Source organism: Kribbella deserti (genome assembly GCF_042434725.1).
In the GTDB taxonomy this organism is placed as follows: domain Bacteria; phylum Actinomycetota; class Actinomycetes; order Propionibacteriales; family Kribbellaceae; genus Kribbella; species Kribbella deserti.
This window is the reverse complement of the sequence record NZ_JBHLTC010000037.1, coordinates 1-17,034: the sequence shown is the minus strand read 5'-3', so window position 1 is coordinate 17,034 and position 17,034 is coordinate 1. Positions and strand designations below refer to the sequence as shown.

General features: G+C 67.1%; 11 protein-coding genes and 1 pseudogene. 8 read left to right on the top strand and 4 right to left on the bottom strand.

Annotated features, from left to right (window positions below):
* Position 1: 1 nt before the first annotated feature.
* Positions 2-1,147, bottom strand: a complete 1,146-nt coding sequence (dnaN, locus tag ACFFGN_RS28420; RefSeq protein WP_380053475.1) for a DNA polymerase III subunit beta — start codon at positions 1,145-1,147, stop codon at positions 2-4.
* 472 nt (positions 1,148-1,619) lie between these two features.
* A complete protein-coding gene (gene dnaA / locus ACFFGN_RS28415) occupies positions 1,620-3,191 on the bottom strand; it encodes a chromosomal replication initiator protein DnaA (protein WP_512700336.1) in 1,572 nt (523 codons plus the stop codon).
* Between the two features lie 2,753 nt (positions 3,192-5,944).
* On the opposite strand from dnaA, the gene rpmH reads away from it, so the two are divergent.
* From rpmH to ACFFGN_RS28375, 8 genes and pseudogenes are all read left to right on the top strand, one after another.
* Positions 5,945-6,082: a 50S ribosomal protein L34 gene (gene rpmH / locus ACFFGN_RS28410; protein ID WP_328989730.1), complete on the top strand. Its 138-nt coding sequence runs from the start codon at positions 5,945-5,947 to the stop codon at positions 6,080-6,082.
* Between the two features lie 39 nt (positions 6,083-6,121).
* The gene (gene rnpA / locus ACFFGN_RS28405; protein ID WP_380053472.1) at positions 6,122-6,466 is read left to right on the top strand and encodes a ribonuclease P protein component; all 345 of its coding nucleotides are present in this window, start codon (positions 6,122-6,124) and stop codon (positions 6,464-6,466) included.
* On the top strand, positions 6,463-6,756 hold the full coding sequence (yidD, locus tag ACFFGN_RS28400; protein ID WP_380053469.1) for a membrane protein insertion efficiency factor YidD: 294 nt from the start codon (positions 6,463-6,465) through the stop codon (positions 6,754-6,756). The genes rnpA and yidD overlap by 4 nt, the downstream gene beginning before the upstream one ends.
* A 21-nt stretch (positions 6,757-6,777) precedes the next feature.
* A pseudogene (gene yidC / locus ACFFGN_RS28395) lies at positions 6,778-7,746 on the top strand (membrane protein insertase YidC); the annotation flags it as partial.
* A 304-nt stretch (positions 7,747-8,050) separates the two neighbouring features.
* Positions 8,051-8,596, top strand: a complete 546-nt coding sequence (locus tag ACFFGN_RS28390; protein ID WP_446685225.1) for a Jag family protein — start codon at positions 8,051-8,053, stop codon at positions 8,594-8,596.
* Between the two features lie 44 nt (positions 8,597-8,640).
* Entirely contained in the window at positions 8,641-9,276 is a 636-nt protein-coding gene (gene rsmG, locus ACFFGN_RS28385) for a 16S rRNA (guanine(527)-N(7))-methyltransferase RsmG (protein WP_380053467.1), read from the top strand.
* 986 nt (positions 9,277-10,262) lie between these two features.
* Complete coding sequence (locus ACFFGN_RS28380) at positions 10,263-11,198, top strand: ParA family protein (RefSeq protein ID WP_380053464.1); 936 nt, start codon at positions 10,263-10,265, stop codon at positions 11,196-11,198.
* 271 nt (positions 11,199-11,469) lie between these two features.
* Positions 11,470-12,414 carry a ParB/RepB/Spo0J family partition protein gene (locus tag ACFFGN_RS28375; RefSeq protein ID WP_380053461.1) on the top strand — a complete coding sequence of 315 codons (945 nt, stop codon included), beginning with the start codon at positions 11,470-11,472 and terminating at the stop codon, positions 12,412-12,414.
* A 3,496-nt stretch (positions 12,415-15,910) separates the two neighbouring features.
* On the opposite strand, the gene ACFFGN_RS36090 is transcribed toward ACFFGN_RS28375, so the two are convergent.
* Both ACFFGN_RS36090 and ACFFGN_RS28365 read right to left on the bottom strand, forming a co-directional pair.
* Positions 15,911-16,183 carry a ribosome-recycling factor gene (locus tag ACFFGN_RS36090; protein ID WP_446685224.1) on the bottom strand — a complete coding sequence of 91 codons (273 nt, stop codon included), beginning with the start codon at positions 16,181-16,183 and terminating at the stop codon, positions 15,911-15,913.
* A 579-nt stretch (positions 16,184-16,762) separates the two neighbouring features.
* The coding region (locus tag ACFFGN_RS28365) for a transposase (RefSeq protein ID WP_380053458.1) at positions 16,763-17,034 on the bottom strand (272 nt) is incomplete at its 5' end.

Sequence of the window (17,034 nt, the reverse complement as noted above, 5' to 3'; positions counted from 1 at the left end):
TTCAGTTGTTGAGGCGGACGGGCATCAGCACATAGCGGAACTCGCTGAGCGTCTCGCCCTCGTAGTCCTTCGCACCGGTCAGCTCGGCCGGCTTGGTGGCCTGGGTGAAGGCGAGATGCGCCACGGGGGTCCCGATCGCGCCCAGCCCGTCCAGCAGGTACGTCGGGTTGAACCCCACGGTCACCGGTTCCCCGGTCACCTGCGCCTCAATCGACTCCGACGCCTGGGCCTCGTCACCGCTGCCCGCGTCGAGCGTCACGCCGTCCTCGGAGAACGTCAGCCGGACCGGTGCGTTGCGCTCGGCGACCAGGGCCACGCGCTTGACCGCCTCGACCAGCACCGCGGTGTCGACCCGGACCCGGGTCGCGATCGCGGCGTCGGTCGGGATGATCTGCCGAACCTTCGGGAACTCGCCGTCGAGCAGCCGGGTCGTCGCCCGGCGGGATCCACCGGCGACCTGGCCCTCGAAACCGACCAGGCCCTCGCCCGTACCGGTACCGGCCAGCGAGATGGTGATCTCGGTGCCGGTCATCGCCTTGGCGGTCTCGGCCAGCACGCGCGCCGGGATCAGCGCGGCCGCGGAGGCGTCGGGGGACAGCGGATTCCACTGCAGTTCGCGAACGGCCAGCCGGTAGCGGTCGGTCGCGAGCAGCGAGATGGTCGAACCCTCGATCTCGACCCGCACACCGGTCAGCACCGGAAGGGTGTCCTCCCGGCCGGCCGCGGTGACCACCTGAGCGACGGCGTGCGCGAACACGTCGCTGCGCACGGTGCCGCTCGCGGCGGGCATGTCCGGCAGGGCCGGGTACTCGTCGGTAGGCAGCGTCTGCAGCGTGAACCGCGAACTGCCACAAGTCATCTGGGCCTTCGCGCCATCGACACTCAGGTCGACCGGCTGATCGGGAAGGCTCTTGGAGATATCGGCCACCAGTCGCCCGGAGATCAGGCAGCGACCGGTGTCGGCCACCTGTGCGGGCACGGTGACGCGGACGGAGGTCTCGTAGTCGAAGCCGGACAGCGTGATCTGCCCATCCTCGGCCTCGACCAGTAGTCCCGCGAGGATCGGGACACTCGGACGGCTGGGCAAGCTACGCGCGGCCCAGGCCACCGACTCGGCCAGGACGTCGCGCTCGACGCGGAACTTCACCGCTGGGTGCCTCCTGATTCGGCTGGGTGCCATGGAGATCCTGCCATGGCTGGACGCGATGTGCGCCAACCGGTGGCGATCTGGGGATTCGGGCGGGTCGCGACGGGGTAGTCCGGGCTCTTTTCGGGGGCCGTGCGACGAGGTCCGAGCAGGGCCCGAATTCCGGGTTTTCCCCAGGTTCGGGCCGCAGAAGATTTTGTGGACTTTGAACTAGGTACAGATTCCATAGTGTTCTTCACACCTGGGGATACTGTGGAGAACCGGCGACTTCGCAGGTCAGAGCCGCTTTTGCCCTGTGCACGGGGTGTGGACGAAACCGGCCCTGCCTGGGGACGGCTGTTGACGGCCGAACTCTTACACACAGGCCGTCCACAACGAGGACCGAAGTGTCCACCGGTACACCCACAGTTATCCACAGCGGTATCCCCAACCTGTGAGGTTGGGGACGAGCCGGTTTCGATGGCCATTTCGATCACTGCTGCTTGGCCTGGTGCTTGATCCGGTTGGTCAGTTCGGTGACCTGGTTGAACACGCTGCGGCGCTCCGACATCAGCTGCCGGATCTTGCGCTCCGCGTGCATCACCGTGGTGTGGTCGCGACCGCCGAACTGCTGGCCGATCTTCGGCAGCGACAGGTCGGTCAGCTCCCGGCACAGGTACATCGCGATCTGCCGGGCCGTCACCAGCACCCGGCTGCGGCTGCCGCCACACAGGTCGTCGATCGACAGCCCGAAATACGACGCGGTCTGGCCCATGATCATGCTGGCGGTCACCTCGGGCTTGCTGCCTTCGGGGATCAGGTCCTTCAGCACGATCTCGGCCAGGCCCAGATCGACCGGCTGCCGGTTCAGGCTGGCGAACGCGGTGACCCGGATCAGGGCGCCCTCGAGCTCACGGATGTTCGTCTGCACCTTGCTGGCGATGAACTCCAGCACCTCCGGCGGGGCGGTCAGCCGCTCGGTGGCGGCCTTCTTCCGCAGGATCGCGATCCGGGTCTCGAGGTCGGGCGGCTGGATATCGGTGATCAGGCCCCACTCGAACCGGTTCCGCAGCCGGTCCTCGAGCGCCTCGAGCCGCTTCGGCGCCCGGTCGGAGCTGATGACGATCTGCTTGTTCGCGTTATGGAGGGTGTTGAAGGTGTGGAAGAACTCCTCCTGGGTCTGGATCTTGCCCTCGAGGAACTGGATGTCGTCGATCAGCAGTACGTCGACATCGCGGTACCGCCGCTGGAACTGGGCGGCCTTGTCGTCACGGATCGCGTTGATGAAGTCGTTGGTGAACTCTTCGCTGGAGACATACCGAACCCGGGCGCCCGTGTAGAGACTGCGCACGTAGTGGCCGATGGCGTGCAGCAGGTGTGTCTTGCCAAGACCGGAGTCGCCGTAGATCAGCTGCGGGTTGTACGCCTTGCCCGGCGCCTCGGCGACCGCGACCGCCGCCGCGTGCGCGAAGCGGTTCGAGGAGCCGATGACAAAGGTCTCGAAGGTGTACTTCGGGTTCAGCCGGGCCTCGACCTGGTCCGGCGTCGGCGCGGGAGCGGGCTGGTTGTTCTGGTGCTGCTGCTGAACCTGGGCCGGCTGGACCTGGCTGGAGGGCTGGGTGAGCGGCTGGTTCTGCTGCTGCTCGTGCTGGTTTTGCTGTTGATAGTTCTGCTGCTGGTACATCGGCTGGTTGAGCTGGCCGATCGACGAACTGAGCGTGGGCTGCTCGGTATCGGCGCTCGGCGGCGGGCCTACCGGGATCGGCGGCTGGCTCGGCTGATGTCCCTGCTGCTGGTTCTGGCCTTGCTGGTTTTGCGGTTGGGTGGGCTGGCCGAAGTGGTTCTGCTGCTGGTAGCCCTGCTGGTTCTGGCCGCTGTTGGGGTCGCTGTAGTTGGCGATACCGGTCGCGTGGCCACCGAGCGGGCTGTGGATCGGGGCGGGCGCGGGCGTCGGCTCGCGTAGCTCCGGGTCCAGGGAGGGATCGACCGTGACGGCGATGCGGATGTCGCGCCCGAACGATTCGCTGAGAATGCGCTCCAGGTCGGGCCGAAGGCGGGTCTCCAACTGGCCCCGGGTGAAGTCGTCCGGCACGGCCACGATCGCCGTACTCTCGTGCAGCGTGACCGGGCGCGAGTTCGTCAGCCAGGCGCGTTGGTTCGACGGGAGACCGCCGAGCACTCGCGCCCACGCGTCATCCAACGTGACCGTCGGTGCCCCACCCTGCTGAGCCTGCCCCTGCGGTGCTTGGCCTTGCTGCTGGCTTTGACCCTGAGCCTGGTTCTGGCCCGGCTGGTTTTGCCCGTACGCCTGCTGGTGGCTCTGCTGCTGAGCCTGCTGGCCCTGGCCGTGCTGTTGCTGCTGGGGCTGTTGGCCTTGCTGGCCTTGTTGGTTCTGCTGGTTCTGGTCGAGCCCGAGGCCTTGCTGGACCGGCTGGCCCTGCTGCTGTCCCTGATTTTGGTACGGGTCCTGGTACTGCTGACCTTGGTGAGCGGCCTGCTCGTGCTGAGGCGCCTGGCCGTGAGTCTGCTGAATGGGCGCGCCCTGGCTCGGCTGAGCTGTCTCGCCGTACTGCTGGTGCCCGGCATCCTGCTGCAGCGGCAGGAGCGGCTCCTGAGCCTCAGCCTGTCGCTGAACGGGTTGCTGAACCGGCCGCGCCTCAGTCTGCTGCGGCGCCGGCGTCATCTCCTCCGAGTGCGAGGACGCTCGGTTGGTGCCGCGATCCCACGGCGCAGGGGCGTACTGCTGCCCAAGGCCCTCCTGCCGCGACTCCGCCCCAAATCCACGCGGCAACTCACCATGCTCCTGCCCAAAGGCGGCCTCGCCGTACTGCGCGGGCTCTCCGTACTGCGGAGTGGGTGCCGCGTCCGCGTGGTGCTGGGCGGGCGCCTCGTCCGCGCGCTGCTCGTCGGACGTCGCGTCGCCGTACTGCTGAACGGGCGCTTCCTCCCAGTCCTGCTGCGCCGGCACCGAAGCGGCGGCCTCAGCCTCCGGGCGCGGCACCACGTCGTCGACCTGCTGGCCGTCTTGTGCCATCGGCAGTTCGCCCTGTGGCTCGGACGACTCGTCGTGCTGTTGTCCTGGCTGGTTTACGTCGCTCTGCTGGGACACGTATGTCGCCTCGCTTTGCTCCAGTACCGGCTGTACCTCTTCGTACCCACCCGATTCGTTCTGAGCTCCCCGCTGAACCGGCTCCACCTGCTCCGAATCAGCTCGACCCGCCTCAAGCCCACTCGTCGGCTCGAACTCGGACAGTCGCTGAGACTCAGGCAGCTGACTCTGCGGTGCCAACGGCGGCGCGGCCACCGAGAGCTGCGACGTGGCAGGCACCACCGGCTTCGGCGTCGCGCGAGAGCCGGACCCAGCACCAGTCCGCCGCCCGGAGAACTGACCAGGCTGCGTCGGCTGCCGGTGCCATGGCTGCGAGTTCGCCTGAACGGCGGGCGCGATCGAAATCGAAACCGGGTTGGTCGTCCACGCCTGCCGCTGCGCCTGCGGTCCAGCCGCCTGAGCCGCCTGCGCATACACAGCCAGCAACGCCGGCGTCGGCGCAACGGGCCGAGCCGCCGGACTCACCGGGGTCGTGGGCGCAGGCTGTGTCACTGGCGCGGGCTGCGCAGCCGCCTGCCGCGGCGCAGCAACGCCCGCATCCGCAGCAGCCGCGGCATCCGCCACAACCGCGGCATCGGTCTCGCTCGTCTGGTCGACGTCCGCCTGCTCACCGGGGACGTGCCGGCCACTCGTCTCGTCAGCCTCCGCTTGCCTCTTACCTCCCAGCGGCTCCGCTGCCTTCGTGGCAACCTGCTCCGGCTCGGCCTGCGATCCCTGGTTGGAGGTCATGGCCTCGCTGGACTGCGGCTGACCGGTCTGCCCGAACGCGGGGACCTCCGGCGCGGGCCATCCCTGTCCATTCGATTCATCGCCCGCGGAGTCGGACCGCAGGAAAGCGGACGAGGCAGACCCTGCGGCCATTCCACCCGCAGGAACGTCGTACTCAGCGCGATCTTCGCGGACCGGCTCACGCTCTGAATCGAGCTCGATCCGGGACTCGGCGGTCGGCAGCTCCATGTCGAGCAGTTCGTCCTGCGTGTACGAGACGGGCCGGAAGTCGGCGGGGGTCACTCGTGGCGGAGGCGGGGGAACGAGGTGGTCGGCCGACAGTCCGGGAGCGGAGATCCCTGGCCGTCCGGCTCCGGCTGTGTTGTCCGCATTGCCGGACTGGTCCTCGACCACGTGGTGCTCCCCGATTCGTTGCTGCTCTGGCCGGCCCAGAATCGTGCGCTGGTCGCGACCTTCGATGGACCGCTCCCAGACCTCGGAGTGGTTTTACCGTTATCCACACGGTTGTCCACAGTTGTGAACGAAGCGTGTAGCCACTTGGTTACCAGCCGTCGAGCCTGACACGGATAGGGCCCCGGCGCTGTGAGGGGCTGACGCTAACAAGCTGACAGGGCCTGCTTCAAGCCGTCATCCACAGGCTATGCACAGCAAATTGGGGGAAACTTCCGGCGTGTCGGGTAGACGTCGGAGCGTAATCATGGTCGCTGTCACGCTCGCCAGCCTAATTCTGGCAAGATCCGGTAAAGGCTTGACGGAGCGGTCTATCCACAGCCCTGTGGAAAACCCTGGGGATGGCCGGTTTGACCTGTCCACAGACTGCCGCGTACCGTGAATCGGTCGGCGTTGAGCCGGCCGTTTCGTGCTGCGCTCCCTGAGACCGTTGGTCACCGGGCCGGGCAAGGCCGACGTTCCAGCGGCAGAGCCACACCTTGCGTGTGGATATGTCGACAAATGTGATCTCGATACCCGGAGTCATTCCAGTGAGCAAGCGGACGTTCCAGCCGAACAACCGTCGTCGGCACAAGAAGCACGGTTTCCGTCTTCGGATGCGCACCCGTGCGGGCCGCGCGATCCTCGCCTCCCGTCGCACCAAGGGCCGCGAGCGCCTGGCGGCATGACGCCGTCCGGGCTGACCTTTCTCAGTCGGTGACCACACCGTGCTGCCTGCGTCGAATCGGCTTCGCCGGTCCGACGAGTTCCGTCGCGCCGTTCGACACGGTCGGCGTGCGGGGAGGCGCTCGGTTGTGGTTCATCTGTTGTTGCAAGCCGATCCCGGCGCACCTGCCCGTATCGGATTCGTGGTGAACAAGGCGGTGGGCGGAGCCGTGCAGCGGAACCGCGTCCACCGCCGCTTGCGTGCGGTCATGGCCGCACAGTTGCCAGGCCTCCCAGCCGGCAGCCTCACCGTCGTACGGGCTTTGCCGGCCTCGGCCGGCGCGACGTACGACGAACTGGCGGTCGACGTGGCCCAGGGCCTGCGGCGAGTGCTGGAACCACGATGAAGTACGTGTTGATCGGTTTTCTCAAGCTGTACCGGCAGTTCGTCAGCCCGCTGTATGGGCAGGTCTGCCGTTTCTACCCCTCTTGCTCGGCTTACGCACTGGAAGCGGTCCAGAGCCACGGCGCGGTGCGCGGTAGTTGGCTGGCGGCGAGACGACTCGCCCGCTGCCACCCGTGGAACCCCGGCGGCTACGACCCCGTTCCATCCAAAGATGTCGACCGCGGAGAGCATGACTCCGCCAATCAGTCCGGCGCCGTCTTGGACGCCGGACCCCTGCAGCGAGGTGCTTGAGTGACTCTTTCGGCCATCCCCATGCTGTCGCTGGGGTTGTGGGACTCGATCGTTGATCTGTTCAACCTGGTGATGACACCGCTGTACCACGCGGTGGCCTTGCTGCTGAACGGGTGGCACAAGCTGCTGTCGCCGATCTTCGGCGCGGACAGCGGCTGGGCGTGGGCCCTGTCTATTGCCGGCCTGACCATCGTGATCCGGACGCTGCTGATCCCGCTGTTCGTCAAGCAGATCCGCTCCAGCCGGAATCTTCAGCTGCTGCAGCCGAAGATGAAGGAACTGCAGAAGAAGTACGGCCATGACCGGGAGAAGCTCGGTCAGGAAATGATGAAGCTGTACAAGGAAACGGGCACCAACCCGTTCTCCTCGTGCCTTCCGCTGCTGCTGCAGTCCCCGATCTTCCTGGCGCTGTTCCGCGTGCTCGACGGCGCCTCCCGCGGTAAGTCGCACAGCCAGTTCCTCGACGGCGAACTGATGCAGTCGCTGCGCGACGCCAAGATCTTCGGCGCGCAGATCTCCTCGACCTTCCTGCGGGCGCCCGCAGACGGCAACCTGAACGTCAAGATCGTCGCGATCGTGCTGATCCTGCTGATGACCGGCACGATGTTCATCACCCAGCTGCAGCTGATGCGCAAGAACATGCCGAAGGAGGCCCTCGAGGGCCAGGCGGCGCAGATGCAGAAGATCATGCTCTACGTCTTCCCGATCTTCTTCCTGATCGGTGGATTCAACTTCCCGATCGGTGTGCTCATCTACTGGTTCGTCTCGAACGTGTGGACGATGGGTCAGCAGTTCTACGTGATCCGCCGCAACCCGGCCCCCGGCACCGCCGCGTTCGACGCCCTGCAGGAGCGCAAGCGCGAGCACGCCCGTAAGACCGGCAAGCCGCTGGACGACGACCCGATCAAGATCGCCGAAGAGGCCGAGGAGCGTCGCGCCACGGTCGTTCGCCAGCAGCCGAAGCGTCAGCCGCGCAGTGCCCGTAAGAGCGTGCAGGACGGCCCTGCCACACCCGCTCAGAATGGCCAGGCCGCTTCGAGTGGTCAGAAGGCGGGCCAGCCGGCGAAGAAGGCCGCGCAGGGCAAGAAGCCGACTGGCTCGAAGAACGCCGCCCAGCGTGCCGCGGCCCAGAAGGCCGCCGCCGCGAAGAAGGCCGCGCAGAAGAAGTCGGGCGGCGCCGCCAACGCGCGGAAGTCCGACAGCTGATTCGTGTCCCCGTGGGCACTCCTGATTTTTCTTGCTGTGAACGATCTTGATCCCGGTGGGGCGGATCTCGAATGACGAAGGAGTAGCCGTGACCGACGGCAGCCAGACTGAGGATGTCCAGACCACGGACGTCCAGACTGAGGACACCCAGGGCCCGCGACCGGAGGTTGATCGTGTGAAGGCCCTTGAGGTCGAGAGCGACATCGCCGCCGACTATCTCGAGGAACTGCTCGACATCGCCGACCTGGACGGCGACATCGACATGGACATCGACGGCGACCGTGCCGCGGTGTCGATCGTCGGCGCCGACCTGAACCACCTGGTGGGCGACAAAGGCAAGGTGCTGGAGGCTCTGCAGGAGCTGACCCGGCTGGCCGTCTACCGCGAGACCGGTGAGCGTTCACGGCTGATGCTGGACGTGTCGGGCTACCGGGCGAACCGTAAGGCCGAACTGGAGAAGGTTGGCCTGGCCGCGGTCGAAGAGGCGAAATCCACCGGTGAGGCGGTTCACCTCGATCCGATGACGCCGTTCGAGCGGAAGGTCGTGCACGACGTTGTCGCTGCCGCCGGCCTCACCAGCGAGTCGGAGGGCGAGGAGCCGCGTCGTCGCGTCGTCGTCCAGCCGGCGGTCTGACCGTCCCCGTGGCGGATGAGGTTTCACGTGAAACGCCGCCGATCGTGGATGAGCTCTATCCACGGTCGGCGGAGCGGCTCGCTCAGTACGCGGAGCTGCTAGCTACTGAAGGAACTCTGCGCGGCCTGATCGGCCCGCGCGAGGTGCCCCGCTTGTGGGATCGGCACCTGCTGAACTGCGCCTTGGTCGAGCGGCTGATCCCGCAGAACGCGACAGTCGCCGACATCGGCACCGGCGCCGGTCTGCCCGGTATCGTGCTCGCCCTGGTCCGGCCGGATCTGGAAGTCGCGCTCGTTGAGCCCCTGCTCCGGCGTACGACGTTCCTCACCGAAGCCGTGGAGCAGCTCGGGCTCACCAACGCTGAGGTGGTCCGCGCCCGGGCCGAACAGGTCGGCGGGCGGAAGTTCGACGTGGTGGTATCCCGTGCCGTCGCCCCGCTGGACCGGCTGGCCGCATGGTGTCTGCCGCTGTGCGAAGAGGGCGGTTTGATGCTGGCGATGAAGGGCCAGACAGCCGAGGCTGAACTCGCCGAGAATGAGCGTGCGCTGGACGCTCTGGGGGCCGAAGATCGACATGTACATCATGTCGGTGTGGATGAACTGACGCAGCCGACGACAGTGGTGAGTATTGTTGCCGGACGTGCTGCGCGGGGTTCCCAGCACAGTAGACGCGGGAGGTGAGTGGGGTCGTGACTCGTGCCCTGGGGTGGCCAGAGAAGAGCACCGGTGAACCGCGGGCGAGCAGCCCGATCGGTTGGCCGCGAGGCAGCTCGGCGGTGGAGAGCGTGGGGCCGAAACCGACCTCAATCGATGGTGTGAGTCCGGCCGTTACCGGCGACTCCGCTGCACCGACTCACGAACCCGTCAGCCCTGTTCCAGTGGCCGCCGGCCCTGGCCTTTCTGCTGATGCGCCGTCCTCACCCTCGGCTGTTGCCACGGACGACAGCGTCAGTCAGTCTGCGTCCGCTGCTCCTGCTACCGACGAGACTTCGAACGTCGTGAATGAGCCCAGGGCTGCAGAGAACACGGACCTTCGTGCGTCGGAGCCAGTGGCGCAGATGGCTGACGACGAGGCCGGCGCCCTTGTGGATGACGAGCCCTCAAGTGGCGCGGTCCTGACCGCCACGGTTGGCGCGGCACAGCCTCAGGTGCAATTCTCCGAGCCGATGATCACTCCGGCCGAACTGCCGGTGCCTCCGCAGCAGGTCCACTCCATAGCTACAACGGAGAGCGGCTCTGCCACAGAAGACGGGACGCCCATCGCGACAAGCACGCCGACCGAAGAGCAAGTCTCGGACGGCACCGCGACGGAGGACCCCGCCCTCCCCAGCCAGGCGCAGTCGCCCCTTCAGGCGGCCGCCTCCCTAGGACTTTCCGACGTTCTGGCCGCGACTGAGACCGCTCCGGTTTCACGTGAAACCCAGACGTCGGCCTCCCCGGCGACAAAGCCGATTTCGACGCCGGTTTCACGTGAAACCGAGTCGGTCACGGCCGCCGACGAGGAGTTCCCAGAATCACCCCGGCCTGTGGATGACTACCCCCTGGAATCGGCTTCTCAGGCGGGAATTCATCCACAGGTGCCTGTGGATGAACCTGGGGGTAAAGCCACACCGACCCCCACTGACATCCTCTTCGGGCCGAGTCCCACACCTATCGGAATGGGCGCTATGACTGCCGCACAGATCGCCGCGCGCGCTACCTCGGACGAGCTGCAGCGCCGACTTCTCGAGACCCCGATCGCCGCCGCCACCGAACGGACGCTGCTCGTGAATGAAGGCCGGACCATGGGCAAGGAATTTCCGCTGCCCGAAGAGACGCGCGTATTCGTCGTCGCCAACCAGAAAGGTGGCGTCGGCAAGACGACCACCACCGTGAACGTCGCCGCCGGCCTCGCGCTGTACGGCGCGCGCATCCTGGTGATCGACCTCGACCCCCAGGGCAATGCCTCCACGGCACTGGGGATCGACCACACCGAGGGAACGCCCGGGGTCTACGAGGCGATCATCGAGAACGAGCCGCTGAGCAAGCTGACCCAGCCGTGTTCGGAGCACCCGGGCATCTTCGTCGTACCGGCCACCATCGACCTGGCCGGCGCGGAGATCGAGTTGGTCAGCATCGTCGCCCGCGAGAGCCGCCTGAAGAAGGCCCTCGACGCGCACCTGGCGGAGACCGAAGCGGCAGGCGAGCCGTACGACTACGTCTTCATCGACTGCCCGCCATCGCTTGGCCTGCTCACCGTCAACGCGCTGACCGCGGCGCGCGAGGTGCTGGTCCCGATCCAGAGTGAGTACTACGCGCTCGAGGGTCTGTCCCAGTTGCTCCGCCACATCGACATGGTGAAGTCGCACCTGAACCCCAGCCTGGACGTCTCCACGATCCTGCTCACCATGTACGACGCGCGCACCAAGCTGGCAGGGGAGGTCGCGGCCGAGGTCCGGGGTCACTTCCAGGACCGGGTACTGCGTACCGCCGTACCGCGGTCGGTCCGGATTTCCGAGGCCCCGAGCCACGGTCAGACCGTGCTGGCCTACGACCCGGCGTCGGCCGGCGCCTTGTCGTACCTGGAAGCCTCGCGAGAGATCGCGATGCGGAACAACGCGTGACGCGATCGAGCCGAACGATTTCCGCCCTCGCGGTTGCGACGAGGGCCTCCAGGCGGCCGTGTCCGGCGGGCGCGCAGCGGGCCGGTCTCAGCACCGACTGCGCACGTAGTATCTGGTCGCACGGCACGGTTGCCGCCACCGGGCTGATCCACCCCGCACCATCTTCGGCCGGTGACGCCGGCGCTCGGTTCGCCGGGGGCGGCCTTACCAGCAACGGTTCTACCAGCACCGGGCGAGTGAGCACGGGCACCGAACGACAGAGGGAGCGTCGATGAACACCCGACTCGGACGCGGCCTCGGCGCGCTGATTCCCAGCACGCCGTCGCCGGCAGGCACCCCGACCCTGGGCAGCAAGTCGAACTCGATCCCCGGCGCACCGCCCGAGCCGGAACTTGCCGCCGTGCCGGGCGCGCGCTTCGCGGTCATCCCGGTCGAGCAGATCAGCCCGAACCCGAAGCAGCCTCGCACCGTCTTCGACGAGGACGCGATGGCCGAACTGGTCCACTCGGTGAAGGAGATCGGCCTGCTGCAGCCGATCGTCGTACGCAAGCTCGACACCGACAAGTACGAACTGGTGATGGGGGAGCGTCGTTGGCGCGCCACCCAGCAGGCCGGACTGGACAGCATTCCGGCGATCGTGCGGGAGACCGCCGACGACGTCATGCTCCGCGACGCGCTGCTCGAGAACCTGCACCGGAGCCAGCTGAACCCGCTGGAAGAAGCGGCCGCCTACCAGCAGATGCTGGACGACTTCGGCTGCACGCAGGAGGTGCTGGCCACCCGCATCGGCCGTTCGCGTCCGCAGATCTCGAACACGCTCCGGCTCCTGAAGTTGCCGGCCTCGGTCCAGCGCCGAGTCGCCGCGGGCGTACTCTCGGCCGGTCACGCACGCGCACTCCTCGGTCTGCCGAGCGGCGACGCCCAGGAGCGACTGGCTCAACGCATCGTCGCCGAAGGCCTGTCCGTCCGTACGGTCGAGGAGATCGTCTCGATCGGCGAAGCCCCCGGTGCTGACGACGCAACTCCGGCGCGGAGGCGTAACCGCCCGGTCGCGCCGAAGCTCGTCGACCTGGCCGACCGTCTCTCGGACCGCTTCGAGACCCGGGTCAAGGTCGACCTCGGCAAGACGAAGGGCAAGATCACCGTCGAGTTCGCCTCCCTCGACGACCTCGAGCGCATCGTGGACCTCATGGACCCCAACAAGCGAACCTCATGACCGACCGCTTGGGCCCATCCACTGGCGGGTCTCGGCCCTAAATCGCCCCAAATCGGCCTGTCTCAGACGCCCTGTACGCCAAGAAATCGCTCGGCCGGAACAATTCCGGGCGAGCGATTTCGCTTAGGATCGCGCTGACAGAACCGTGAGGCCCAAGATCCGTCCTCCTGACACCCTTTGCGCCCTCGGCACAAGGCCACGATTCCCAGTTCCGTCACCCCAGTACGCAGACGGTGTCGGCTGAGTCCGACAATCCACGGGCCCGAGCAATTGCGGCACCGCAACTCGATCCTCGATACGGACACATCTGCGTCGCCACCTGGTTGATCTGCAGCCTGACGACTTCCGTCCCCACAGCTTCCAACTAACAGGAACCGCAGCCGGCCATCGTGAAGCCAGCTCCCGCCACGCCAGTCACCGCCCATGCTGCGCAACTCGCACCTGCGGCCGCCTGCCGTCCCGCCGGACCATCGTCCACAGGAGCCACCGGATGCGGCGCGCATCCGCAACGGCGATGCCATTTCATACCGAACGCCGGCGCCGTCTAACGACCTCACTGTCCGCGACACCGGCGTCCACAGCCGCGCTCGAGCAAATGTCTACAAATCGTCATGCCCCCGTGCAGGCCTCCGGTGATCGCAGTGACGCCCTGCTGAACAAGACGATTCGCCCAAGAAGCCGCCGGCGAATGCACCGAGCCCCCATACCTCGGTCGCCGCCACGGCTGGCTGTCCATCCTCTAAGCCGCAGGAGGCCATCCGCCCCAAGCACCCGCCGACCACGTCGGCAAGTCCGAACCGGCTCCGGCACTCGTCATCGACGACAAGGCGTGAGCGCCTTCCGCACATCGCGACGCACAGCCGGACGTCCACATGCCGTTAGCGTGCTCCCGACGCCGACGCCGACGCCGACGCCGACGCCGACGCCGACGCCGACGCCGATGCGCGCGGATGACCCCCCACCCCAGCCGCCAAGAACTCCCGGCCCTCCGTCGGGAGATCGCCAGCCGAAGCGGCGAAGCTGGCGAGCTCAAACTCGCCACCGCCGCGCGTGACGACCAGCGCCAGTCACCGAGACCGGCGCCGAATGCGGGATGGCCGAGCCAGTGGTGGACCGCATCGCCATCAGTGGGCGCACCTTGTCCGTGCAGCCTCACCCGCGGGCCCGAAACGCTCGGCCAGTACGCCGATGGCTGTTAGATCGCCTATCGGCACCGGGAAGAATCGGCACACTTGCGAAGCATGCTGACTGTGGTCGGTACGCGGTGAGCGTGCGCCGTCGAGAGCGGATCCCGCCGCCAGCCGACCACGGGAAGTCCGCGATACCGCCGACGCTGCCCACGCCGCTCGATCCGCGATACAAGGGCCGCCCCGTTTCACGTGAAACCCACGACGGCGTGCCCCGTTTCACGTGAAACGGGGCGACTGATCCAGGAAGTGGAACCATCGATCGGCTCGCGGTGCGACGCTCCGGAAACGATCAGCCGGTCGTGGAAATGGCCACGACCGAAATCCTGACGCTGACTGGAGCGCGCGCGTCGCCCGCGCTGCGAGGTGGCGGCGAGCATCGACGTGCCGTCACCGCGAACCGGGGGGCCGTCCAACCAGGCGGGCTCAACAGAAGTCTGCGGTCGGCGCAGAGGTGTCGACGGCACCCAGCCGAATCGCGATGAGCGCCGGGGCGACGCAGCTCCGGCAGCGGACAAGTCGGCCGTCGTAACAGTTCAGGAGACCGCCGAGCGTCGACCTCCGTCGGAACGGCGCGCCTGACACAACAGAATTCGCAGCGGCCAGCGCGAGTGAGATCGACGCCAAGCGTTCGTCGCCCCGGGACGACCTGGGCTCGACGCCGCGCCCTGCTGGACCAATGCGAGACCGAGCGTTCGACGCGGCCGGCCAGCGCATCGAAGCCGTCCGCGATGGACATCCGGAGAGGTGTCGCTGACCGCTGACCTCGCAGCCGCGCGATGGTTGAGCGGATGAAGCCCGGCATGATCGTGGTCGACCTGGCCGCGGAGTCCCGCCGACCGCCGACCCTGCCGACCGCCGTGCAGCCGCGCCGTGCAGCCGCGCCGCCGTGCGGTGCCCAGTCCTAGCAGCGGAGATCGGATTAGGGGGAGCGTGACGCTGGCCGATGGTTTGACACCGCCGCCGTTTAGGGAGCCCTCTACCCGCTGAACTGAAGCGGGCGACTTTGGGGAGGCCATGGTGTTGCGAGATACGCGGATGTGTTTATGAACGGCGCCTGACGGAGCCAACCGGTCAGGACTGCGGATGGTCAGTCGGGCGAGAGCCTCGAACAATCACCTCCGCAGCTTGATCGGGCGCCGCCGCCGCCGTACAGATGGCGTTAAGTCGACACTGTGAGAAGTGGCCAGCACGGACACTCGTCAGGGTTGCGCTCAACCCAGTGCCGTCAGGGCGAACCTCGAACCGGCCCGTGGGTCAGTGTGGCAATCAGAGAATCTGCCGCGAACATAGCCGCTGCCTGATCGCCAGAACTATCCGCGAGGACTCACAGCATGCGCCGGACTTTCGGAATGCGCGGGGGAGCGCTGAACTGGCAGAACTGGCATGCGCCGAGCGAGGCGCGACCACCACCTGACCCCGTGCTGGCTTACGGCAACACCCGAGCCCTAGCTCGTCGATCGCTATAGCCTCATCGTGTCGCCTGCCGAGAACTCACTGAGGGCGGCCGGCTAGAGCGACGGCAGGGGTGGGGGAAATTGATCGACGGTCGCGCTGCAGCGCCGCGCAACCGATCCGCTGCTGATACTGCAGATCGGCCTGCGTCAGCGCGCGCCTAGTCCCGGTCATCTCCTCGAGCCCGCCCAACCCGGCCTGCCCGACTGTTGCCAGAGGGCGACTGTCCACCGCGCCGGGCGCGGTACTCGGAGTTCGGGGCGCATCCACAGTGATGTGGTTGGCTTCGGCATCACCGACGACAGTGGCGCGTACGACGGACGCAGGTTGTTGAACGGCCCCCGCTAGCGGTGGCCGTGGGTGAATCTCGCGGTTGAGCGTTGCGGTGTCGACCTCAACGGCTGCCGGCTGTCCCGCAGATGGCGGACGTTGGCGTTCCGCGACTCCACATTGCCTACACCGCAGCAGTCGTAGCCACTGGCGGTAGACCGAGTAGAACGTGGCGAAACCACGCCGCGGCAGGGTGCTTCGCGACTGCAGCAGAGGTCCGAGGCGGGGGTAGGTGCTTGTCGGCGCTCGGCCGCGCTGATCCAACGCCTCGGCTCTAAGCAGTGGCCAAGTCCAACTGAATGTTCTGGCCAAGATCGTCCTGTCGTACCTGCGGTCGAACGAAGCGGAGCGGGCTCTGCCTCGGGACGGAAACCGTACAGCGCCTGGTGTGCAGTCGACCGCTTCGCAGGTTCAGCAGCGTGTAGACCACGGCGACCGCGATCTGCCGCGCGCCAAAAGACGACGCGGTCCCAGCTGCCCCGGCTCATCCCGTCCGCTCCGAGCACGACCGACCGATCTGGCGGCTACCCTCCCGCCGGCGCGATCCATACCCACCGAGGAAGGACGAACAAGCCATCGTGCCGTTCCTCCGCGCACCGATAGCCAACCACTCTGCGATCCACTCCGGCGGCTTGCGAGCTGCTGGAGTGGGGCTGCTGGCCGTAGTAGTCCGCGGTGATGTTCGCGAACATCGCCGGGTGCGCCCGACCGGTCCGGATCGCGGCGAACCCGTCCTTGGCGACCTCCACGGCCCGCGCCATCTTCTGCTCGGCTTCGCGGAGTGCTTCGTCGATCACGACAATCCTCGCTTCCTCGGGGGTTCGCCGTACCCGACCTGACGAGGGCGGCGTCGGGCCTGCGTCGTCATCGGCCGTCTGGACTAGGGGATGTGGGGACCGGCGGCATCGGATTGCTCGCTCGGTGCTGAGTCCAGCGGGCCGCTGGTGGGTTGGCAATATGCCGCAGCGGATGACTGCTCGCAGCATCTCGCGTGCCTAGGCGCAGTCCGCATATGGCGCTGGCGTTCTGGCCTGCGATAGCGCCTTATCGATCATCCGAGCGGATTCGGGCGGAGGAGAGATCCGCGCGCTGGTGTCCGCCGGGTTGAAGGTCACGGCAGCTGAAAGCACCGAGTCGGTATAGCGTGCCCGAACACCGACCGAGCTCGGACCGCCGTCATTGTCGCTCCGCCAGCGCCCACGGTCGGGATGTCAGAGCTGATCCGCTCAGAGCGGCTGGTCCGAGGACGGGGGTGCTCGCAACTTTAGCCGGGGCTCGGTGCTGACGAGAGTTCGTGCTGAGTTGGTGCGAGAAGCGTTGATGTGGGTCAAGTCCTTTGGAGTGGTGTACGACGGTTGGTCCTTCGTTGTTGTCTGTTAGGCGCTGATCGCGCCGGCGGTGGGGTTGTGCTCGGGGGTGGGGTTGTTGGTGATGAGGGTGAGTCGGCTGCGGTGGAGTACTTCGAGGCCGAGGTAGCGGCGTCCGTCGGCCCATTCGTCGTGTTGTTCTGCGAGGACGGCGCCGACGAGTCGGATGATCGAGTTGCGGTCGGGGAAGATGCCGACGACGTCGGTGCGGCGGCGGATTTCGCGGGCGACCAGGTCTTTGAAAAAGCTGTTCCAGCCGGCGCCTGATTCGGCCGTGGAAG

Excerpts from the sequence above, each read along its gene's own strand:
- ACFFGN_RS28380 (WP_380053464.1), top strand. The coding sequence starts at position 10,263 with ATGACTGCCGCACAGATCGCCGCGCGCGCTACCTCGGACGAGCTGCAG.
- yidD (WP_380053469.1), top strand. The coding sequence starts at position 6,463 with ATGAAGTACGTGTTGATCGGTTTTCTCAAGCTGTACCGGCAGTTCGTC.
- ACFFGN_RS28375 (WP_380053461.1), top strand. The coding sequence starts at position 11,470 with ATGAACACCCGACTCGGACGCGGCCTCGGCGCGCTGATTCCCAGCACG.